At 74.5% G+C, this 20,226-nt stretch carries 17 protein-coding genes and 1 riboswitch; of the genes, 12 read left to right on the top strand and 5 right to left on the bottom strand.

The window, feature by feature from the left end:
* The 3 genes from ACWGJO_RS04325 to ACWGJO_RS04315 all read left to right on the top strand — a co-directional run bounded on the left by ACWGJO_RS04325 (position 1) and on the right by ACWGJO_RS04315 (position 2,577).
* Positions 1-1,296 carry an MFS transporter gene (locus ACWGJO_RS04325; protein WP_380541762.1) on the top strand — a complete coding sequence of 432 codons (1,296 nt, stop codon included), beginning with the start codon at positions 1-3 and terminating at the stop codon, positions 1,294-1,296.
* Between the two features lie 59 nt (positions 1,297-1,355).
* Positions 1,356-2,192, top strand: a complete 837-nt coding sequence (gene ddaH, locus ACWGJO_RS04320) for a dimethylargininase (RefSeq protein WP_452182071.1) — start codon at positions 1,356-1,358, stop codon at positions 2,190-2,192.
* 145 nt (positions 2,193-2,337) lie between these two features.
* A complete protein-coding gene (locus ACWGJO_RS04315) occupies positions 2,338-2,577 on the top strand; it encodes a hypothetical protein (RefSeq protein ID WP_452182070.1) in 240 nt (79 codons plus the stop codon).
* Between the two features lie 31 nt (positions 2,578-2,608).
* Here ACWGJO_RS04315 and ACWGJO_RS04310 read toward each other — a convergent pair whose 3' ends face one another.
* Positions 2,609-5,851 carry an AfsR/SARP family transcriptional regulator gene (locus ACWGJO_RS04310; RefSeq protein WP_452182069.1) on the bottom strand — a complete coding sequence of 1,081 codons (3,243 nt, stop codon included), beginning with the start codon at positions 5,849-5,851 and terminating at the stop codon, positions 2,609-2,611.
* Between the two features lie 261 nt (positions 5,852-6,112).
* Between ACWGJO_RS04310 and ACWGJO_RS04305 the strand changes: the two genes are divergently transcribed.
* Together ACWGJO_RS04305 and ACWGJO_RS04300 are read left to right on the top strand one after the other, a co-directional pair.
* On the top strand, positions 6,113-7,186 hold the full coding sequence (locus ACWGJO_RS04305; RefSeq protein ID WP_452182068.1) for a hypothetical protein: 1,074 nt from the start codon (positions 6,113-6,115) through the stop codon (positions 7,184-7,186).
* Between the two features lie 98 nt (positions 7,187-7,284).
* Positions 7,285-7,427: riboswitch (SAM riboswitch) on the top strand.
* Positions 7,428-7,627: 200 nt separating this feature from the next.
* Positions 7,628-8,341: an IclR family transcriptional regulator gene (locus ACWGJO_RS04300; protein ID WP_452182110.1), complete on the top strand. Its 714-nt coding sequence runs from the start codon at positions 7,628-7,630 to the stop codon at positions 8,339-8,341.
* A 73-nt stretch (positions 8,342-8,414) separates the two neighbouring features.
* Here the strand turns inward: ACWGJO_RS04300 and ACWGJO_RS04295 are convergent, their stop codons facing one another.
* A complete protein-coding gene (locus ACWGJO_RS04295; protein WP_452182067.1) occupies positions 8,415-9,668 on the bottom strand; it encodes a threonine/serine exporter family protein in 1,254 nt (417 codons plus the stop codon).
* A 204-nt stretch (positions 9,669-9,872) separates the two neighbouring features.
* Entirely contained in the window at positions 9,873-10,823 is a 951-nt protein-coding gene (locus tag ACWGJO_RS04290) for an NADP-dependent oxidoreductase (RefSeq protein WP_452182066.1), read from the bottom strand.
* A gap of 163 nt (positions 10,824-10,986) precedes the next feature.
* Between ACWGJO_RS04290 and ACWGJO_RS04285 the strand changes: the two genes are divergently transcribed.
* On the top strand, positions 10,987-11,937 hold the full coding sequence (locus tag ACWGJO_RS04285; RefSeq protein WP_452182109.1) for a GlxA family transcriptional regulator: 951 nt from the start codon (positions 10,987-10,989) through the stop codon (positions 11,935-11,937).
* 136 nt (positions 11,938-12,073) lie between these two features.
* The gene (locus ACWGJO_RS04280) at positions 12,074-12,544 is read left to right on the top strand and encodes a DIP1984 family protein (protein ID WP_452182065.1); all 471 of its coding nucleotides are present in this window, start codon (positions 12,074-12,076) and stop codon (positions 12,542-12,544) included.
* A gap of 286 nt (positions 12,545-12,830) precedes the next feature.
* On the opposite strand, the gene ACWGJO_RS04275 is transcribed toward ACWGJO_RS04280, so the two are convergent.
* On the bottom strand, positions 12,831-13,409 hold the full coding sequence (locus ACWGJO_RS04275) for a hypothetical protein (RefSeq protein WP_452182064.1): 579 nt from the start codon (positions 13,407-13,409) through the stop codon (positions 12,831-12,833).
* A 368-nt stretch (positions 13,410-13,777) separates the two neighbouring features.
* On the opposite strand from ACWGJO_RS04275, the gene ACWGJO_RS04270 reads away from it, so the two are divergent.
* Positions 13,778-14,284: a hypothetical protein gene (locus tag ACWGJO_RS04270; RefSeq protein WP_452182063.1), complete on the top strand. Its 507-nt coding sequence runs from the start codon at positions 13,778-13,780 to the stop codon at positions 14,282-14,284.
* A gap of 11 nt (positions 14,285-14,295) precedes the next feature.
* Here the strand turns inward: ACWGJO_RS04270 and ACWGJO_RS04265 are convergent, their stop codons facing one another.
* A complete protein-coding gene (locus tag ACWGJO_RS04265; protein ID WP_452182062.1) occupies positions 14,296-15,441 on the bottom strand; it encodes a HEAT repeat domain-containing protein in 1,146 nt (381 codons plus the stop codon).
* Positions 15,442-15,646: 205 nt separating this feature from the next.
* Between ACWGJO_RS04265 and ACWGJO_RS04260 the strand changes: the two genes are divergently transcribed.
* The 4 genes from ACWGJO_RS04260 to ACWGJO_RS04245 all read left to right on the top strand — a co-directional run bounded on the left by ACWGJO_RS04260 (position 15,647) and on the right by ACWGJO_RS04245 (position 19,717).
* Positions 15,647-16,192: an N-acetyltransferase family protein gene (locus tag ACWGJO_RS04260; protein WP_452182061.1), complete on the top strand. Its 546-nt coding sequence runs from the start codon at positions 15,647-15,649 to the stop codon at positions 16,190-16,192.
* Positions 16,193-16,284: 92 nt separating this feature from the next.
* Positions 16,285-17,127 carry an isocitrate lyase/PEP mutase family protein gene (locus tag ACWGJO_RS04255; RefSeq protein WP_452182059.1) on the top strand — a complete coding sequence of 281 codons (843 nt, stop codon included), beginning with the start codon at positions 16,285-16,287 and terminating at the stop codon, positions 17,125-17,127.
* Between the two features lie 234 nt (positions 17,128-17,361).
* Positions 17,362-17,904 carry a GNAT family N-acetyltransferase gene (locus ACWGJO_RS04250; protein WP_452182058.1) on the top strand — a complete coding sequence of 181 codons (543 nt, stop codon included), beginning with the start codon at positions 17,362-17,364 and terminating at the stop codon, positions 17,902-17,904.
* 313 nt (positions 17,905-18,217) lie between these two features.
* Positions 18,218-19,717, top strand: a complete 1,500-nt coding sequence (locus ACWGJO_RS04245) for a glycoside hydrolase (RefSeq protein ID WP_452182057.1) — start codon at positions 18,218-18,220, stop codon at positions 19,715-19,717.
* Positions 19,718-20,226: the final 509 nt, after the last annotated feature.

Here is a 20,226-nt window from a genome sequence, read left to right as displayed (position 1 = left end):
ATGACCACCACCGTCCCGATCGAATCACCGGCGCCGCCGGAGCGGCCGCGCGGCCGGTGGGGCCTGTGGGCCCAGGGGGACTTCCGCCGGCTCTGGATCGGTGAGACCACCAGCACCCTCGGCACGGCCGTCGGAAGCGTGGCGCTGTCCCTGGTGGCCGTGGTCACCCTGGGCGCCGGCCCCTTCGCGGTGGGCGTGATCAACGCCGCCGCCTGGCTGCCCTGGCTGTTCCTCGGCCTGCCGGCCGGAGCCTGGGTGGACCGCTGGCCCCGGCTGCGGGTGATGCTGGTCTGCGACCTGCTGCTGCTCGTCCTCTTCGCCAGTGTCCCGGTGTCCGCGTGGCTGGGGGCGCTCTCCCTCGCCCAGCTGGTGGTGGTGGCCCTGCTGACCGGGGCGGTGAAGGTGTTCTTCTCCACCGCCTACGGGGCGGTGCTGCCCACCCTGGTGGCGAAGGCCGACCTGCTGGAGGCCAACGTCAAGCTGCGCTCCGGGGCCTCGGCGGCGGAGATCGCCGGCCCCGGCGCGGCCGGTCTGCTCGCGCAGGCCTTCGGCGCCGCCAGCGGGATGCTCGCCGACTCGCTCACCTACCTGGTGTCGGCGTTCTGCCTGCGGCGGATCAGGACGGAGGAGCGCCCCCCGCCGGTGTCCGAACGGCGCGGCATCCCGCGCGAGATCGGCGAGGGCGTCCGGTTCCTGCTGCGCGATCCCTACCTGCGCACGTTCGCCTGCTTCGCGGCGGTCGGCAACCTGGGACTGAACGGCATCCAGGCGGTGCAGACGGTCTTCCTGGTGCGCAGCGTGGGGATCGAACCGGGCGCGGTGGGCGCGGTGTTCGCGCTGGTGAGCGTTGGCGGGCTGGCCGGTGCGATGCTGGCCGGGCGGATCGCCCGCAGGCTGGGCACCGCGCGCGGGCTGCTGGTCTGCGAGCTGGTGGTCGCGCCCTTCATCCTGCTGCTGCCGCTGGCGGGCGAGCGGCTGCCGCTCGTGGTCAGCGCGCTCGCCTGGGCCGTCGCGGTCTGCGGCGTGGTGGCGGGCAACGTCCTGGCCGGCAGCTTCTCCCAGGCCTACTGCCCGCCCGAGATGATCGGCCGGATCAGGGCCAGCTCCGCGACCCTCAACTACAGCGCGATCCCGGTGGGAGCCCTGCTCGGCGGCTGGCTCGGCGAGGTGATCGGCGCCCGCGGCACCATCTGGCTGATGGCGGGCGTGCTGCTCTCGGCCGGCGGGGTGCTGCTGGCCAGCCCGCTGCGCGGCCTGCGCGACTTCCCGACCCGGCCGTCGGACCCCGCCGCCTGACCGCGCCGCCCCGCCCCATCCCGCGCCACCTCCCGACCCGCCCTCACCCGGAGGCCCCGATGACCCGCACCGCCCGCCCGCGCCACTACCTGATGTGCCGTCCGACCCACTTCGAGGTCAGCTACGCGATCAACCCGTGGATGGACCCCGCCAAGCCGGTGGACACCGACCTCGCCGTCGCCCAGTGGGAGCGGCTGTACGCCCTCTACGGCGAGCTCGGCCACCGGGTCGACCTGATCGACCCGCTGCCCGGCCTGCCCGACATGGTCTACGCGGCCAACGGCGCCACCGTGGTGGACGGCAAGGTGCTCGGCGCGCGCTTCCGCAACGCCGAGCGGGCCGCCGAGGGCCCGGCCTACCTGGAGTGGTTCCGCGCCCGGGGCTTCGAGACGCGCGATCCGGAGCACGTCAACGAGGGCGAGGGGGACCTGCTGCTGACCGCGGGGTCCGTGCTGGCCGGGCGGGGCTTTCGCAGCGTGGCCGACGGGCACGCGGAGGCCCAGGAGTTCTTCGGCCGGCCGGTGATCGGGCTGGAGCTGGTCGACCCGCGCTACTACCACCTGGACACCGCGCTCGCCGTGCTCGACGGCGACGAGATCATGTACAACCCGGAGGCCTTCTCGGCCGGCAGCCGTGCCGTCCTGCGGCGGCTGTTCCCGGACGCGCTGCTGGTGGGCGGCGAGGACGCGGCGGTGTTCGGCCTCAACGCGGTGAGCGACGGCCTGCACGTGGTGCTGCCGGAGGCGGCCGTCGGCCTGGCCGCGCGGCTGCGCGAGCGCGGCTTCTGGCCGATCGGGATGGACCTCAGCGAGCTGCTCAAGGGCGGCGGCAGCGTGAAGTGCTGCACCCTGGAGATCCGCTCGGAGATTCGTTCGGAGATTCGTTCGGAGGTCTGAGATGCGGCTCAGCCGGGCACCGGTGATCAGTGGTGACCACCGGTGCTCGGCTGTAGATCGGCCGTTGACCGCCCCCGGCCAGACTGGTGCCACACCACGACGGAACCCCTTCCCCCCGGGGAAGCGACCCAAGGGAGCACCAGAGATGACGCAGCGTCCGGCCACCGCCCGTACCCGCCTGCGGCTGTTCACGGTCGGCCTCGGGGTGGTCGTCGCCCTGGGGGCGGGCCTCTCCGCCACGGTCGCCGTGGCGGAGTCGGCCGGCACCGGGACGGCGACGGTGGTGAGCGGCGACGCGACTCCGACGGCCGTCCCGACCCCGACCCCGACCCCGACCAGCACCGGGCACGGCAGCACCGGCGACTGGAACAGCACCGGTTCCTGAGCGTGCCGAAGCCGGGCGCAGGATCGTTTCTTCAGCAGCCAGACGAGAGCCGGTCGGCGGCCCGCCGCCCCTTCGGGACCGAGGGAGCCGACGGGACCGAGGGAGCCGATGCGGCCGACGGAGCCGATGCCGCCGATGCGGCCGACGTGGCAGAGCCCTCCCGCGCGGACAGCAGCCCCGCCACCTCCGCCGCCTCCGGCAGCCCCAGCCGGACGAAGATCCGGTGCGCCTCCCGCAGCCGGCCGCCCGCCTCGGCCTCGCGCCCGAGGTCGGCCAGGGTCCGGCCCAGCACCACCAGCGCGTGGCCCTGGTCCCGCTCGGCACCCAGCTCCTCGCACAGCTCCAGCGACTGCCCGGCGTGCTCCAGCGCCTCGTCCGTCCGGCCCAGCGACCGCAGACTGTCCGCCATCCGGTAGCGGGCGTGCGCCGCCCGGGCCCGCAGGCCGGCCGCCGAGGCCACCGCCAGGCACTCGCCGAACCAGGTGACCGCCTCCTCGTGCCGCCCCAGCCCGTGCAGCGCCAGCCCCAGCACGTACAGCGTGTACGCCCGGCCCGGATCGTCGTGCCGGGTCCGCAGTTCGGCCAGCACCTCGTGGCAGATCGGCACCGCCTCGGCGGCCCGCCCGCTGCGCACCCGGGCCAGCGCCGCGTTCACCGTCGTCACCAGCGCCCCGGAGCGGTGGCCGAGTTCGCGGGCCAGCAGCAGTGCCTCGTCGTAGTGCCCGACGGCCTCGTCGTAACGGCTGAGGAACTGGCAGACCAGGCCGAGGTCGTTCAGCGCCTGGCGCAGGATCACCGTGTCGCCCGCCGAGCGGGAGGCGGCCACCGCCAGCCGGGAGGCCGACTCCGCCTCCTCCAGCCGGGTGGCGGCCAGGGCGACGTTGCCGCGGAGGAAGTGCGCCCGGCCAGCTGCCCGGTGGTCGGCGCGGTGGACCGCGGCGGCGGCCAGGGCCTGCGCGGTGGTGGCCAGCTGACGGCTGGGCGGGGCGAGGACGAACGGCGTGAGCGCGATCAGCAGATCGATCGCGGCGCGCAGCGGTTCGGGCCCCGGGCCCTGCATCGGCCCCTGCCCCGGCCCGTGTGCCGCCGCCGGGCCGTCGGCAGGGGCGGACGGGGCGGCCGCAGCGTCGTCCGCGAGGGTCCAGCCCGCCACCTGGGCGGCCAGCGCGATCGCCCCGGAACCCTCCGCCTCGGCCCAGGCCCGCGCCCCGTCCGGGCCGTCCAGCGGAACGCCCGCGCTGCGGGCGGGCCCCAGCGCGCCGGCCGCCGGATCCCCGGGAACGGCGTGCTGGAAGGCCGTGCACGCGGTGGCCAGCAGGTGGTCGAGCATCCGGTCACGGGCCGCGACCGCCGCGCCGGGATCGTCCGGACGGCGCCGGGCGAACGCGCGCAGCAGGTCGTGGAAGCGGTAGCGGCCGGGGAAGGGCGATTCCATCATCGCCACGTCCACCAGGGCCTCCAGCAGGTCCTCGGCGTCGTACTCGTCGAGGTCCAGCAGGGCGGCCGCGGCCTGCAGCCCGAGGTCCGGGCCGTCCACCGAGGCGGCCAGCCGGAACGCCCGGGCCTGGGCGGGCGTCAACTGGCGGTAACTCAGTTCGAAGGCGGCCGCCACCTCCAGGTCGCCGATGCGCAGCTCGTCGATCCGCCGGCGCTCGACCGCCAGCCGGCGGCCCAGCGTCTGCACCGTCCAGCTCGGCCGGGCGGCCAGCCTGGCCGCCACGATCCGCACCGCGAGCGGGAGGTGGCCGCAGACGAGCAGCAGCTCCCGGGCGGCCTCGGCCTCGGCGGCCAGCCGCTCGGCGCCGATGGTACGGCCCAGCAGTTCGAGCGCCTCCTCGGGTTCGAAGACGCCAAGGTCGGCCTGGACGGTCGCGGGCAGTCCGGACAGCCGGGTGCGGCTGGTGGTGAGCACGGCGCAGCCGACCGCGCCCGGCAGCAGCGGTCTGATCTGCGCGGTGTCGTGGACGTTGTCGAGCACCAGCAGCAGCCGCCGGCCGTCCACCACCGAGCGGAACAGCGCCGAACGGGCGTCCAGTCCGTCCGGCACCGCGTCGGCCGGCACGCCGAGCGCCACCAGGAAGCCGCTGAGCACCGCCTCCGGGTCGGCCGGGGTGGCGTCGGCGCCCCGCAGGTCGACGTAGAGCTGCCCGTCCGGGTAGGCCTCGCGCACCCGGTGGGCGACGTGCAGGGCCAGCGCGGTCTTGCCGACCCCGCCCATGCCGACCACGGTCGCGATCGCCAGCGCCTGCTGGCCGGGCGCGCCGAGGGCCCCGCGCAGCCGCTCCACCAGCACCGTGCGGCCGGTGAAGTCGGCCGCGTCGGGCGGAAGCTGGGCCGGTCTGGGGGCCGGCACGCCGTTCCCGGCCGGGGCGGCGGCGGGTGCGTCCGGTACCGCGGGTCCGCCGGCCGGCTCCGGCGATCCGGTCCCGGGAACGGTCCGCTCCGCCGGGCCGGGCACGGGCGCGGCCGGCCCGGGTACGGCGGACACCGGCCGGAGGACCGGCGCCGGGGCGGCCAGCGTCGGGTCGCCCTCCAGGATCCGCTGGTGCAGCAGGTCCAGCTCCGCTCCGGGCGCCACGCCCAGTTCGGCCAGGAACAGCTGACGCGCGCCGCGGAACACCGCCAGCGCGTCCGCCTGCCGCCCGGCCTGGTACAGCGCGCGCATCAGCAGCCCGTACGCCCGCTCGTGCAGCGGGTGTTCGGTGGTCAGCGAGGTCAGCTCCGGGATGCACCGGGAGTAGCGGCCGAGCGCCAGGTCCAGGGCGATCCGCTCCTCCAGCAGGGTCAGCCGCAGCTCCTGGAGCCGCTGGCGCTGGCGCTGCGCGAACGGGCCGGGGATGCCGGCCAGCGGCTCGCCCTGCCACAACTCCAGTGCCTGGTTCAGCAGATCACGCGCCTGCTGCGGCTCCCCGGCGGCCGCCGTGCGCTCGGCCTGCGCCGCCAGCTCCTCCGCCTGCGCCGCGTCCACCGCGTGCTTGGGCAGCACCAGCCGGTAGCCGTCCCCGGCCGAGGTCAGTACGGTCGGCGCGTCCGGTTCCTCGCCGTGCAGCACCTTGCGCCACCGCCAGGCGTACGTGCGCACCGTCGTCATCGCGGTGCCCGGCGGCTCCTCGCCCCACAGGGCGTCGATCAGGTCGGTGGCGCTCGCGCCGTGGCCGGGCCGCAGCAGCAGCACCGCCAGCATCGCCTGCTGCTGGGGGCTGCCCACCTTCAGCGCGGTCGCGCCGCGCTGCGCTCTCATCAGTCCCAGCACCGAGAACCGGAAATCATCCATCCCTGCACCTGCCCGCCTCATGTGCTCGCCCCCGTCCGCGCACGTGCCGCCCCCCGATTCGATGAGCCCCTATCAACCCACGGCACCCCGCGGGATGTCGAGGGATCATCGACCCGGTGGTGATCCGGCGTTGATCGGCCGTGACCACAATCGACGGTGTGGCGCCCGCAGTCGGCCCGGCCCCGACCGCCGGACCCGCCACGTCCCCGGTCGCCCGGCCGCCGTCCGGCCGACCACCACGGCTCTCGGAGGCGGACCCCCATGAACACCGACCTGCTCCACCGGCTGCTCGACGTCGACCCGGCCGCCGGACCGGTCGACCTGCTCCACCGCGCCCGGGGCGAGCGCCACCTCCCGTACCTGGTGCTCGCCGCGCTCGCCCGGGACGGCGTCCGGATGGGCCGGCACGCCCGCGCCGAGCTGCAGCGCGCCCGCGACCGGGCCGAGTGCTACGCGGGCGTCGCGCGCGACCTCGCCGACGCCACCGGGGTCCGTCCGATCCGCGACCTGCCACTGGCCGGCTACTACCCGCCCGACCTGCCCCGGCCGCTGGCCGAGCTCGGCCTCGTCAGCCCCACGGAGGCCACGCTCTGGCAGACCGTCAACCGGCTGGTCACCGATCACCCGGTGGAGTCCGTGGAGGTCACCCTGTTCGGCGAGCGGCCCCGGCACACCGCCGTCACCCTGCGCTGGCCGGGCGAGGACCCGCTGCTGGACCCGTGGTACCAGGTACGGGTCGCCACCGCCGCGCTCACCGGCGACCTCGCCTCCGTCCCGGTCCGCCCCTACCTGGCCGCCGACGACCACGTGGAATGCCTGATCGCCCTCGCCGAGGAGGGGCTCGGGCGCGCCTTCCTCGCGGGCGACGTGATCGACGTGGCCCAGCTCGCCGGGCAGCCCTTCGACCCCGTCGAGACCGCCGCGGTGGTCGCCGCCTACCGGCTCGCCCCGGAGGCCGCGGCCCTCCTCGACCTCGCCGCCGAACACGTGCCGCTCGGCTCCCTGCGGGACGTGCGCACCGTCCTGGAGACCGAGGTCGCCCCCGAACGGCGCCGCCGCCGCGGCCGCCACCGCCCGCTCCGGCCGCGCCACGGCACCCTGCTGCGCCGCACCGTCATCCGGCACCGGTGGGACGAGGCCCTGCTGCTCCCGGCCGGCGACGCGACCCTGCTGCTCACCCCGGTCGCCGACTACCTGCTCGGCCCCGAGGGCACCCGGCCGACGGCCTCCGAACGCGCCGCCGCCCTCGCCGCCCTGAGCGACTGGGACACCACCGCCCCCGGCGGCCCGGACCGGGCCCCGTGCACCGGCCTGCCGGAGCCGCGCCACCGCTGAGCGGGCCCGCGGGCGGCGGCCGGGGGTGGGGGTCGGAGGTGGGGATCGGAAGTGGGGGGCTTGCCGAGCGGCCCGGGAAGTCTTGTATCGTTCCTGGCGAATCATCCAGAGGGGTGGAGGGACCGGCCCTACGAAGCCCCGGCAACTCCCCGTTCGACCCGGCGTCCGAAGTACGCGCCGTGCCGTCCGGGGGCAGTGCCAACTCCGGCCTGTCGCCACTGTGGCGCGGGAAAGATGAGGAGACACGGTGCTCTCTGTGCTGTCCTTCGCCCGGGCGCTTCCCGCCCCGGCGCTTTCGCGTACCCGTCTCGTGCCCGGCGCAGGCAATCGGCCGTTTCCCCCGGCCCGTCCTCGCTGACCACACCCCCCGGCTCCCCGCCAGGAGCCGCCGTGAGCAGCGACCGTCCGCTGCTCCGGGCCCCGAGACTGGAGTACCCCCACATGGAGAACACGAGCGGCGTCGGCGTGCTCGACAAGGTCACCTCGATCCTCGGCACCCTGGAGGCCGGCCCCGCCACGCTGGGCGGCCTGGTCGCCGCCACCGGCATGGCGCGGCCCACCGCCCACCGGCTGGCCGTCGCACTCGAACGCCACCGTCTGGTCAGCCGGGACAACCAGGGCCGGTTCATGCTCGGCCCGCGGCTCGGCGAGCTCGCGACGGCGGCCGGGGAGGACCGGCTGCTGGCCGCGGCCGGCTCGGTCCTCGCCCAGCTGCGCGACATCACCGGCGAGAGCGCCCAGCTCTACCGCCGGCAGGGCGAGGTGCGGATCTGCGTGGCCGCCGCCGAGCGCCTCACCGGCCTGCGCGACACCGTTCCGGTGGGCGTCACCCTTCCCATGAAGGTCGGCGCCGCCGCCCAGATCCTGCTCGCCTGGGAGGAGCCCGAACGGCTCCACCGCGGACTGCAGGGCGCCCGCTTCACCGCCACCGCGCTGAGCGGCGTACGGCGCCGGGGCTGGGCCCAGTCGGTCGGCGAGCGCGAACTCGGGGTGGCCTCCGTCTCCGCGCCGGTCCGCGGCCAGTCCAACCGGGTGGTCGCCGCCGTCACGGTGTCCGGGCCGATCGAACGCCTCACCCGGCACCCCGGCGCCCAGCTCTCCCAGGCCGTCGTCGAGGCCGCCCATCGGCTCACCGAGGCGCTGCGCCACCCCTGAGCCGGGGCCCCGCCCGCATCCGGCCCCCGGCTGCATCGGGGCCCCGACACGGGCGGGCCCGCCTGCCCCGGGCTCAGGCCCGGGGCAGCAGCACGGTGCGGGAGGGACGGGGGATCCGGCTGATCACCGAGCCGATCAGGGTGCCGATCGACACTCCGAAGACCGCCGACACGGCCGTCAGCACCGACTGCGCGCCGTTCCCGACCTCGATCTGCGCGGTGTGCAGCAGGCCGAAGGAGCCCGGTACCACGATCCAGAACGCCGGGAGGTAGAGCACCTGCCAGAGCGGACCGCCCGGCAGCCAGTGCACCAGGGTGGCCGCGGCCGCGGCGGTGACCGCGCCGGCCAGGCCGCCGACCGCCGCGCCGTGCGCCGACCCCACCACCACCTGGACCGTGACGCTGACCGCGATCACCACGACGATCCACGGGACGGCCGAGGGCGGGGTGTTCACGCTGACCACCACGCCGGCCACCGCGAGCGCCAGCCCCAGCGCGATCACCCACCAGCTCGGCCTGGCCACCTGCACGTCCGCCAGCGCGGCGGCCGGCACGCCGGCCGCCGTCGCGGCCGCGGCCACCCCGGCGAGGAACAGCGCCAGCTGCACCGCACCGGACACCAGCCGGGCCGTACCCGCGCTGGCCGCACCCGCGGCGATCTCCGACAGCCCGGTGACGAGCAGTCCGCCGGGAAGCAGGATCGCCAGCGTGGCCACGATGGTCCGCAGCGGGCCCTCCAGCAGCCCGGCCCGGGCGAGCGAGAGAACCAGCAGCGCGACCAGGAACCCGGCGGTGACGGGCAACAGCGGCCGCAGGTACGGCAGCCGCCGGGCGAGCACGGTCAGCCCCACGACGATCAGTGAGCCGAGCCCGGCCGCCAGCACGTTCGCCGCCACCGGCTGGAGGAAGAGGCAGACCCCCACCCCGACCGGCAGCGCCCCGAGGTCCGACACCCACGCGGGCCGGCGGGCCGGCGCCCGCCGGATCCCGTCCAGCTCGGCGAGCGCCCGCCGCCCGTCGAGCTCGCCCGCCCGCAGCCGGTGCACCAGGTGGAGGACGTCGGCCGTCTGCTCGAACCGCAGCGCGGTGCCGACCGGCTGGAACCGGGTGGCGTCGTCCGGCCCCAGCGCGACGAAGAGCCCGTTGGTCAGGGCGGCGACCCGTACCTCCGGCGCCCCCAACGCCCGCCCCAGCCAGTGGAGTTCCTCTTCGACGTCATGGACGGGCAGGCCGCCGCCCAGCAGGGCTTCGCCCAGTTCGAGCAGCAGACGGCGGAGCGGGTCGGGCGGGGCGTCGGTGCCCCGGACCGGGGGAGACTTGCTTGGCATGGCAGGTATCGTCCCATCCCGCCCGAATCGGTCCGACTCTGCCCCGGTCTGATCGGTTCTGCTCGCGGGCGAGCGGGTGTCCCGCCTCGCATCCGACCCCGGGCAGCAGCATCGCTTTAAACCTGTGTGGGCAGGTGTTCGCGGGGCCGCCGAAGCTCGTGCCGGCGGTGCGGATCCCGGACGGATCCGCACCGCCGGGCGCTGTCACGGGCGGACGGTGAGCACCAGCTTCCCGGTGACCCGGCCCGTCTCGCCCTCGGCGTGGGCCTCGGCGGCCTCGGCGAGCGGGTAGGCGCCGGAGACGTGGACGCGCAGCTGCCCGGACTCGGCGAGGGCGGCGATCGCGGCCATCCCGGCCCGGTCGTGCTCGACCAGCAGGGTCTTCGCCGTCACGCCCAACTCGGCGGCACGCTCGGCCAGTCCGTCGAGGTCGTGGGGCAGGATCGACACCAGGACGCCGCCGGGCCGGAGCGTCTCCAGGGAGCGCAGCCGGTCCTCCCCGCCGAGCGGGTCGAGGACCACGTCGACGTCCCGGGCCTCCTGCGCGAAGTCGGCGGTGCGGTAGTCGATCACCTCGTCCGCGCCCAGGTCCCGGACGAAGTCGTGCTTGGCGGCGGACGCGGTGCCGATGACGTACGCGCCGCGCGCCTTGGCGATCTGCACGGCGACGTGCCCCACGCCGCCGGCCGCCGCGTGCACCAGGACCCGCTGCCCCGGCCGGACCTGCGCCGTGTCGACGAGGGCCTGCCAGGCGGTGAGCGCCACCAGCGGGAGCGCGCCCGCCTCGACGTGGGTCAGTGCGGCGGGCTTGGGCACGAAGGCCCGGGCGGGGCCGGTGACGTACTCGGCGTGCGAGCCGGCGCCGTACGGGTAGGGCAGCATGCCGAAGACCTCGTCGCCCGGGGCGAAGAGCGAGACGCCGAGGCCGACCGCCGCGACGGTCCCGGAGACGTCCCAGCCGAGGGTGAACGGGGGCTGCCCGAGGAAGATGCCGCGCTCGCGGTGCTTCCAGTCGGTGGGGTTGACCCCGGCGGCGTGGACGGCGACGAGGATCTGGCCGACGCCGGGCGTGGGTCGTTCGACCTCGGCCTCGTGGAGGACGTCCGGGGCGCCGAGGGTGGTCTGGGTGACGGCTCGCATCGTGTTCGTGGTCATGGACCAAGCCTGCGACCGGGGTCCTGACCTGCGAAATGGCAAGATGGTCAAAGACCGATAGGATCGTGCCATGCCTGCGATCGCACCCCGCGGCCACCGCGGCTCCGGCGCCCTCGGTCTCCGCGGCGCCCTCGGCTTCCCCGGCGACCGGCCGCCGCACCGCGTGGTGGTCCTCGCCCTCGACGGCGTGTACCCCTTCGAGCTGGGCATCCCCAACCGGGTCTTCCCCGGCGTGCCGGGAGCGTACGAGGTGGTGACGTGCGCCGCGGCCGACGACCGGACAGTCGCCACCGACGCCGACTTCACGATCACCGTCGGGCACGGGCCCGAGGCGCTGGAGAGCGCCGACACGGTCGTCATCCCGCCCTACGCCCTGCACCGCGTCACCGCCGACCCGCCGGACGCCGAGCGCGCGGCCCTCGCCCGGATCCGCCCCGGCACCCGCATCGTCTCCATCTGCACCGGCGCGTTCGCCCTGGCGGCCGCCGGCCTGCTCGACGGACGCCCCGCCACCACCCACTGGGCGCTGGCGCCGGCCTTCCGCCGGATGTTCCCCCACGTCGCCCTGGACGCCGACGTGCTGTTCGTCGACGACGGCGACATCCTCACCTCGGCGGGCGCCGCCTCCGGCCTCGACGTGTGCCTGCACGTGGTGCGCTCCGACCACGGCAGCGCCGTCGCCAACCAGGTCGCCCGGTACTGCGTGGTGCCGCCCTGGCGCGAGGGCGGCCAGGCCCAGTACATCGAACAGCCGGTGCCGCCGGAGGGCGCCAACGGCACCGCCGCGACCCGGGCCTGGGCCCTGGAACACCTCGACCGCCCGCTCGCCCTGCGGGAGTTGGCCGCGCACGCGCGGATGAGCCCGCGCACCTTCGCCCGCCGCTTCCAGGAGGAGACCGGCACCAGCCCCGGCCGCTGGCTGATCCAGCAACGGCTGCACCGCGCCCGCCACCTGCTGGAGAGCAGCGACCTCCCGGTCGACCGGATCGCCACCGAGATCGGCTTCGCCACCGGCGCCTCGCTGCGCCAGCACCTGCACGCGGCGATCGGGGTGTCGCCCCAGGCCTACCGGGCCACCTTCCGCGGCCGGGCCGCCGCTCCGAGCCGGACCTGACCGGCCGTCGACCCGGTTCCCCGCTCCCGCTCCGGCTCTGTCGCTGGTCAGGGCCCCGGCGGAGCGGAAATCCAGGTGCGGACGGGCCGGTTCGCACTCGTATACTCGTGCGAGCTCTGGAGGAGGAGGTGCGGAAGTGAAGCTTGCCGAGGCACTGGCAGAACGCGCGGAGGCGACGCGCCGTACGGAACAGCTGCGGGCGCGCATCGTCGGCAGCGCGCGGCACCAGGAGGGGGAGACGCCCGCCGAGGACGCGGCCCAGCTGCTGGCCGAGGTCGGCGAGGTGCTGGACGCCCTGGAAACGTTGATCCGGCGGATCAACCGGACCAACGCCACCGTGGAGATGGGCCCCGACGGCACGCTCACCGATGCCCTCGCGCGCCGGGACGTCCTGCGGTTGCGCCACTCCGTGGTCACCGCGGCGGCGGACGCGGCGGCGGGGACGGGTGACCGGGGATACGGCCGGCAGCTCCGGTCCGAGCTGATGATGCTCTCCGCGCTCCCGGTCGCCGAACTGCGCGGTCAGGCGGATGCGCTCGCCCGGGAGATCCGCGAGGTCGACGTGCGGATCCAGCGCACGAACTGGGAGGTCGATCTGCTGGACTGACGGTCCGGCATGTTCGGACGATGTGGAGCAGGTAGCAGCTTCGGAGGCGTGCACACACCGAGGACCGGCGGTACTCCGGCCCACTCCTGGCGCGTGAAGAGCAACGCGGGGTTCGACTCCCCATCAACAGTGCAGCTCAGCACCGCGTACAGGTAACCGTGCACAGCACACAGCACATCACCACGTGCAGGTCCGAGGCGGCGAGGGCGGGTCAGGGGCTTTCCACATCGCAGCTCCGCGCAGGAAGTCGGCGGGCCCGACTTCCTGCGCGGCGCGCCGGCCCGGCTCAGGCGTGGAGCGTGACGTGGGGCAGTGGGCGGCCTTCGGTGTCGAACAACGCGGCGCCGCAGTCGCAGTGCTCGTCGGCGAGGGTCTCGCTCGGCGGCAGCTCCCACACCAGCATCTGCGAGCAGTCCGGGCAGTTCAGGCTGACCAGGGTCTCCTCGGGCTCCGAGCCCCAGGCCCGCACCGGGAGGCCCTCGTGCAGCAACCCGGTCGGCTCGCGCCCACCGGTCAGCGCGACCAGCAGTTCGTAGGTGTCGGTGCCGCTCTCCCGCACCAGGAGCGTGCGGCCGAGGTCCGCCAGCACGCCGGCGAGGTGATCGAGCTGACGGACCGGGACGTCACCGCGGCGCAGCGTCGGATCGTGCTCGGCCGCCCGGTGGACCACATCGGTGTCGATGCCCGCCGGTTCCGCCCCGAAGGCCCGTACCCGACCGGCCGCGAATGCCGCCAGCTGCCCCGGGTGGTCCTCGCCGGTCCAGTCCATCGTGAACATCACCCGGTCGACCCGGACTCCCCGCGCCCGCTCGTCGGGGGTCAGGACCAGCGCTTCCAGTTCTTCCGACTCTTCCAGCTCCGTCATGGCGATCACGCTATCAACGGGCCGGACGGGCCTTGGCGATCCCGGTACGCCGTTCCCGTTTCCGCACAGGGGAGTTGACCGCAGGACCGAAGCAGTCGTGAACCGGGGGCGAGGAGGCTTGTCCCGCGGCGCCGTCATGCCGTCACTCCAGGGTCGTCGGGCTCGCGCCGGCCTCCTGCACCGCGGCCGACTCGTCTCCTACGAGCACGTCTGCGCCTGAGTCGCCGTCCCGGCCGGGGACGTCCGAAGGTCCGGACGACCCCGGCCGGGGTCGTGGTCGGACGAGGCCGCGACCGTCCGGATCCTCCCGCGGTGAGCCGCGACGACCCGCGCGGACGCACCGGCGAGCGTGCCGCTACGGTTCCTCCGTGACTTCCCCCGCCTGGACCGATGACGAGATCATCGCCGGCCTCCACGAGTTCGCCGAGGCCCGCGGTCTTCCCCTGCCCGCGCCGACGAAGGCCGCCGAGGAGTTCGAGGCCCTCACCGGGTTTCCGATGGCGCCGCTGCTGCGGAGGATCTACTGCGAGGTCGCCGACGGCGGCTTCGGACCGTACGGCGGCGTCGTCTCGCTCACCGAGTCGAAGCGGCGGTTCAGCCACGAAGGGTCCCTGGCGCGCGTCCACCGGAAGTGGGCCTCCGAGCCGGGCTTTCCGCCCAGCGTGGTGCCGTTGGTGACCCTCGGCGGTGTCATCTGGTGGTGCCTCGACCTCAGCACCCCGCAGGGCGTCATGTGGGGCATGGACGAGAACGCCTGCGACCACCACTACGCCTCCCCGCAGGACGTCACCCTGGCGGAATGGCTCACGGACTGGCTCCTCGGGAACGACACCTTCCCGACGATTCCCCCTGTTCCCGACTGCCCTCACTGCTGACGGGCGGCCGGCTAGGCTCCTCGGACCGCAGCTGGACCGGCCTCCACTCGATCGCCAACTTCATTCACCCTTACGGGAGTTCGATTCTCCGGGTGGCCAGTGGCAGTGACGTCCGACCGCGTCACCGGGTGGTCGCCGGAGACCAGTTCGGCCGCCCGCAGCGGATCGTTGCCCGCGCGTGCGAGCAGCGCTCCGACGTCGTAGCCCGGTGCGTCGTAGTCCGGCGCGTCGGGGCCGCTGCCGAGGCCGAGCGTCAGGCCGGGTTCGCAGCGGGTCGTCCAGACCGCGGGCGACAGCTCGGGCCGCAGCCGCTCCAGGGCGCGCACCAGCGTCCAGGCGGCCTCGTCGAGCCGGGCCTTCCGTGCCGGATCGCAGGCGGCGAGGGCCTCGGCCACCCCGTGGTCGTCCGGGTCGTAGTCCTCCAACAGCGGCAGCAGTTCGGGGGCGCCGAGGATCTCCGCCGCCCGGAAGGTGAGGACCTCCGCGCCGTCCGGGTCCGCCAGCAGTTCGCGCAGGGGCGCGGTGGCGCGCGGGTCGCGCCGCCGCGCCAGACCGCGGACGCCTTCCGCGCGGACGTCCGGGTCCGCGTCCCGGGCCCGTTCCCAGAGGGCCGCCCGGACCGCCGGGGTGTCGGCCCCGGACTGGAAGCCGAGCGAGAACGTGGCCCAGTTGCGCACCTCCGGGTCCGGGTCCCGGGCGAGGGCGATCAGCGTGCGGACGTCCGGCCCGTCGGGCAGCCCGCTGTCGAAGCCCCCGAGGGCGATGGCCGTCCGCTGCCGCACCTCGGGATCCCGGTGCCCGGCCAGGGCCACCAGGACGGGCACGGCCCGCCGGTCCTGGGTCTGGTCCAGGGCCTGTGCCAGTGAGCAGAGGACTTCGGGTTCGGACTCCCGCTCGGCCAGGGCGACCAGGGCGCCGGCGGCCTGCGCCCGGACGTCCTCGTGCGCGTCGCTCGCGAACCCCAACAGGTCGCAGCCCAGGGCCCGTTCCACCGGCCGCGGCGACCCGAGCAGGTCCACCGCGCGCGCCATTGCCCCGTGCCCGTCGGCCTCGGCGGCCCGCCGTAGCAGTCCCTCGCACGCGTGCCGGTCCTGCGCGCCGAGGGCCTGCCCGACCAGCTCCGTCACCGGTTCCGCCGTATACCCGTCCTTGTTCATCCCGGCAGTCTCGCGTACGGCGCCCGCCCCGCGCACGGCGGTTTCCGCCCCCGTACCTCGGCCCCGCACGCGGCCCGGCCCGGCGGCCGGGCGCTCCGCTCCGGTGGGTCGGGGCCAGAACCGGGTACCGGCCAGGGTGGCGGGGGCCGTGCCCGCCGCCGTAGCGTGCGGGTTCGGGACGACGCCGGACGGCGGGGGAGGCGACATGGCAGGGCAGGACGCGCGGTTCGCCGCCTACGCTCCGGACCCGGCCGAGCGGCCCGCTCCGGTGACCGCGGTGGTGGCGGAGGCGACCGGGGACGATGTGCCGGGGCTCGCCGCGATCCAGGCCCGGGCGCGCGGTGGTTCGGCGGGCGCATGGGCGGACCGCATCCGGGGGGCGCTGCGTGCTGAGCGCAGCCTGGTGATCACCGCGAAGGTGTCCGGTGAAGCCGTCGGGTACGCGAGCGCGGCGTTCCTGCCCGAGCATGCCGGGGACGGTGCCCCGGCCGGCTGCTACCTGACCGGTGTCACGGTGGATCCCGACTGGCGGCGCCGTGGAATCGCGAGGCTGCTGACCCGGCGCCGGATGGAATGGGCCTGGGGAGGAGGGTCGGCCGTCTGGTGCTTCATCTCCGCCAGGAACCGCGCCTCGCTCGACCTGCACCGGGAACTCGGCTTCGAGCGGGTGGAGTTCGGCGCCTCCTTCCAGGGCGTCAATTTCGCCGGTGGCGAGGGCTGGCTCCTGCGAGCGGACCCGCCGCGACCGTGACGGTGCGCGCGGCTGGGGCACGGTTCGCTGCGAGGCGATCGATCCCGCACCCGAGAGCGGGCCGTGATCGTTCGTCCGGCTCCCGTGGTGCAATGTCGTCCATGGCGACACTTCTCGGCACGGCACTGACGTTCCGCTCCCTGCACGTACCGGGCTCACCGTTGGTCCTGCCCAACGCATGGGACGGCGCTTCCGCCCGGGTGGTGGCGGAGGCGGGTGCCCGTGCGATCGCGACCACCAGTGCCGGGGTCGCCTGGTCGCTCGGTCACGGCGACGGCGATCACCTGACCCGCGACCAGGCGCTCGGCGCGCTGGCCCGGATCACGGCCGCCGTCGACGTACCGGTCACCGCGGACATCGAACGCGGTTACGCGACCGACCCGGACGGTGTGGCCGAGACCGTTCGAGGCGTCCTCGCGGCCGGGGCCGTGGGCATCAACCTGGAGGACACCCTGCGTCCCGTCGGCGAGCAGGCCGAACGGATCGCGGCCGCCCGTGAGGCTGCGGACGAGACCGGCGTCCCGCTGTTCATCAACGCCCGCATCGACACACACCGCCTGCCGCCCGGTGACCGCACGACCTGGCTGGACGAAACGCTCACTCGCGCCCGCGCCTACGCGACGGCCGGCGCGGACGGCATCTTCGTCCTCGGCACACCGGACACCGAGACGGTCAGGACACTCACGGGTTCTCAACCCCTGCCGGTGAACGTCCTGGTCGGCCCCGGAGCACCGCCGGTGTCCGAGCTCGCCGAGGCGGGCGCCGCCCGCATCAGCGCGGGGTCCTCCCTCGCCGAGGCCGCGTACGCGCTGGTTCGCAGGGCGGCCCGGGAACTGCTGGAGAGCGGCACAACGACCGCGCTGGAGGGCGGATTCGACTACGCCACCCTCAACGTACTGCTCCTGGGCGGGCCCCGCACGGCTGCTTCTGAGTGAACGTGCAGGGCGGCCTCGCGCGCCGGGGACGTGGTGGGGGGCGCGGGAGGGCGACAAGCTCGCCGAGAAGTGGTCGGACAAGGACCTCCTCGGCTTCCTCCAGCAACTCGATGTCATCCCGACTCCCGGCGGGAGTTCGGGATAGTCCGGGACGGCCCTGTCGATCCGACGAGCATCCGCACACGTGCCCGGTGAGGATGGCGGAGAGCCCGTTCGCGGGTCCAGAATGACGGGATGGTCACGCTTGAGACTCCCCGGTTGATCCTGCGCCGCTGGCGCGAGGAGGACGTCGCGCCCATGGCTGCCGTCAATGCCGATCCCGAGGTGATGCGGTGGATCCGGGACGGCAGTGTCCGTGACGAGCAGCAGACCCGTGCCGGGATCCGGGCGTGGGAGGGCGAGTGGGAGTCGCGGGGCTTCGGCCTGTTCGCCGTGGAGATCCGTTCCACCGGCGAGCTGGCCGGGTTCACGGGCCTTTCGGTGCCCGCGTTCCTGCCGGAGGTCCTGCCGGCGGTCGAGGTCGGCTGGCGGCTGGGACGTTCCCACTGGGGGCAGGGCTTGGCCACCGAGGCGGCTGTGGCCGCTGTCCGGTTCGGGTTCGAGGAGCGGGGGCTGGAGCGGATCGTCAGCATCGCCCAGGTGGGCAACGACGCCTCCGAACGGATCATGACCAAGCTGGGGATGCACCCGGCCCGCGAGACCGTCAACCCCACCAGCGGGCGGCGGGTCCGGGTGTTCGAGCTGTCGTCGGCCCAGTACGCCGCGGCCACTCGCTGACGCTCCGGGCGCTGGTCCGGGCGCTCCTCCGGGCGATCTTTCAGGCCCGGCGTCGCCGGTTCTTGACATTGCGTGCTCCCTCAGGAGCCGTTGGCCCACCACGGTGGACGACAAGGCAGACTCCTCCCGGGGTGACCGGCGGAGACGGATTCCACCGGTGCACCGGCATCGGCGACGGCGGCACGCCGACCAATCGGTACCTGTGCCGACCAGTCGCCCGGGGTCCGCCCCGGGCCCAGCCCATCGCGATGTCGATGGTGCGCGATACAACTGGCCCCGCGACTGCGGGGGATGACGACTTGTGAGGGAACCGATGGAACGACGTACGCTGCTGCGCGGACTCGCGGGAGTGCCGCTCGGCGCGATGACGCTGATCTCCGGAGCCGGGCGTTCCTGGGCGGGCGAGCCGATCGGAACGATCGAGGTCAAGCCGCCGGCGCCGAACGTGGAGTGGACCCGCCACTGGGACGGGTGGGGCACCTCGCTGGGCTGGTGGGCGAACCGGATCGGGCCCCGGGACGACCTGGCCGACCTGCTGTTCACCCGCGACACCGTCCCGTTCCTCGGGCACCAGCTGCCGGGCCTGGGCATGAACATCGTCCGGTACTGTGCCGGCGGGTCCGGGAGCAACACCATCGGCTCCCGGAAGATGGCGTCCTCGCTGGACGGGTTCAAGAAGATCGAGGGCTTCCAGCTCGACTGGAACTCCGACGACCCGTCCTCGTCGAGCTTCGACTGGAGCCTGGACGCCAAGCAGCGGGGCGTGCTCCAGCAGGCGAAGGCCCGGGGCGTGGACACCTTCGAGCTCTTCGCCAACTCGCCGATGTGGTGGATGCTCAAGAACGACGACCCGGAGGGCGCGGCCGACGGCCTCTGCAACCTCCAGGACGGCAACTTCGACCGCCACGCGGCCTACCTGGCGACGGTGGCACGGTATGCGCACGACCACTGGGGCATCGACTTCGCCTCGGTCCAGCCGTTCAACGAGCCAGGCCTGAACTGGGGCAACAAGGCGGCGATGGACACCACCCAGGAAGGCTGCTTCTACACCCACGCCCAGCAGGCCGACCTCATCCGGCGGACCCGCGCCCAGCTGAACGTCCGGGGCCTGACGGGGACGCTGGTGGCGGGCCTCGACGAGAACGGCACCGCGCTGGCCCGCAACACCTGGACGAGCCCGGAGTTCGACGCCGTGACCAAGGCGGCCGTCGGCCGGGTCAATGTCCATGGTTACGACGAACTCGGCGGCGACCGGGTCGGGTTGTACGACGCGGTGTCCGCCGACGGCAAGCGGATCTGGAACTCCGAGTACGGCGACGGGTGGGCGCACGGCCTGGCCCTCGCCGAGAACCTGCACGCCGACCTGCGCCTCCTCCACCCGTCGGCCTGGGTGGCCTGGCAGATCCTCGACTGGCACGGCTTCGGCGCGATCGACTTCACCGACGGGGCGCTGGTCGGGGTCAACCCCAAGTACTGGGTGCTCGCCCAGTACATGCGGCACATCCGCCCGGGGATGACGATCATGGACACCGGCCACAACAACGCGGTCGCGGCCTACGACGCCGTCAACCACAAGCTGGTCGTGGTCGCCTACCTCCTCGAGGACGCGCAGTGGCTCACGTTCGACCTGTCGGCGTTCTCGCGGCCGGGCGTCCACGGTGCCGCGGTCAAGCGCTGGGTCACCGGCGTCGGCGCCGGTGACGGCCAGCGCTACCAGTACTACGCGGACACCGTGATGAACGGCGGGCGGTTCTGGTCCGACTGCGGTGCCCACAGCGTCCAGACCTTCGAGGTCTCCGACGTCCACCTGTAGCCGCTCGCGACCCCGGCCGGGCCCACCCCGGCCGGGGACGTCCGTCGGCCCGGTCGAACTCCCGGACCGGATCGAGGAAGTGCCCCGCATCCGGTCTCCTGGAACACCCTTCAGTGGTCGCTGGATTTCCTCGGCGAGGACCTCCACCTCCTCGCCCGGGTCGGTGACCGTCAGCCGGTGCAGCACGCAGCGGTTGGCGTGGTGATGCAGGAGATGACGAGCCTCGGGCGGCACGAGGACGGCTTCGCCGGGTTGCAGGTCGGTCCGCAGGACGAGTGACGTCAACCAGCAGAACCGGCCGCGCAGCTCTTCGAGGCTCACGGTCGAACACTGTCCCGAGCAGTCCCGACAAGGCCGAACTTCAGAAGCGGGGTCGGGCTTCCCGGACTGCTCGGGGTCCAGCTGTTTCGGAGCGTTGCCGTGGGCGGGAAGAGGGAGCGCTGCTATTACCGCGCCGGGCGGGAGGGGGTGAGACGGGGTTATCGGGGGGGGGGGCCCCGGGGGGGGCG

It is taken from the genome of Kitasatospora sp. NPDC054795, from assembly GCF_053611565.1.
This window is presented reverse-complemented; position numbering and strand designations above follow the sequence as displayed.

Coding starts and splice junctions, on each gene's coding strand:
- ACWGJO_RS04245 (WP_452182057.1), top strand. CDS start 18,218: ATGGAACGACGTACGCTGCTGCGCGGACTCGCGGGAGTGCCGCTCGGC.
- ACWGJO_RS04290 (WP_452182066.1), bottom strand. CDS start 10,823: ATGACCACGAACACGATGCGAGCCGTCACCCAGACCACCCTCGGCGCC.
- ddaH (WP_452182071.1), top strand. CDS start 1,356: ATGACCCGCACCGCCCGCCCGCGCCACTACCTGATGTGCCGTCCGACC.
- ACWGJO_RS04265 (WP_452182062.1), bottom strand. CDS start 15,441: ATGAACAAGGACGGGTATACGGCGGAACCGGTGACGGAGCTGGTCGGG.
- ACWGJO_RS04275 (WP_452182064.1), bottom strand. CDS start 13,409: ATGACGGAGCTGGAAGAGTCGGAAGAACTGGAAGCGCTGGTCCTGACC.
- ACWGJO_RS04295 (WP_452182067.1), bottom strand. CDS start 9,668: ATGCCAAGCAAGTCTCCCCCGGTCCGGGGCACCGACGCCCCGCCCGAC.
- ACWGJO_RS04310 (WP_452182069.1), bottom strand. CDS start 5,851: ATGGATGATTTCCGGTTCTCGGTGCTGGGACTGATGAGAGCGCAGCGC.
- ACWGJO_RS04250 (WP_452182058.1), top strand. CDS start 17,362: ATGGTCACGCTTGAGACTCCCCGGTTGATCCTGCGCCGCTGGCGCGAG.
- ACWGJO_RS04255 (WP_452182059.1), top strand. CDS start 16,285: ATGTCGTCCATGGCGACACTTCTCGGCACGGCACTGACGTTCCGCTCC.
- ACWGJO_RS04300 (WP_452182110.1), top strand. CDS start 7,628: ATGGAGAACACGAGCGGCGTCGGCGTGCTCGACAAGGTCACCTCGATC.
- ACWGJO_RS04260 (WP_452182061.1), top strand. CDS start 15,647: ATGGCAGGGCAGGACGCGCGGTTCGCCGCCTACGCTCCGGACCCGGCC.
- ACWGJO_RS04325 (WP_380541762.1), top strand. CDS start 1: ATGACCACCACCGTCCCGATCGAATCACCGGCGCCGCCGGAGCGGCCG.
- ACWGJO_RS04315 (WP_452182070.1), top strand. CDS start 2,338: ATGACGCAGCGTCCGGCCACCGCCCGTACCCGCCTGCGGCTGTTCACG.
- ACWGJO_RS04305 (WP_452182068.1), top strand. CDS start 6,113: ATGAACACCGACCTGCTCCACCGGCTGCTCGACGTCGACCCGGCCGCC.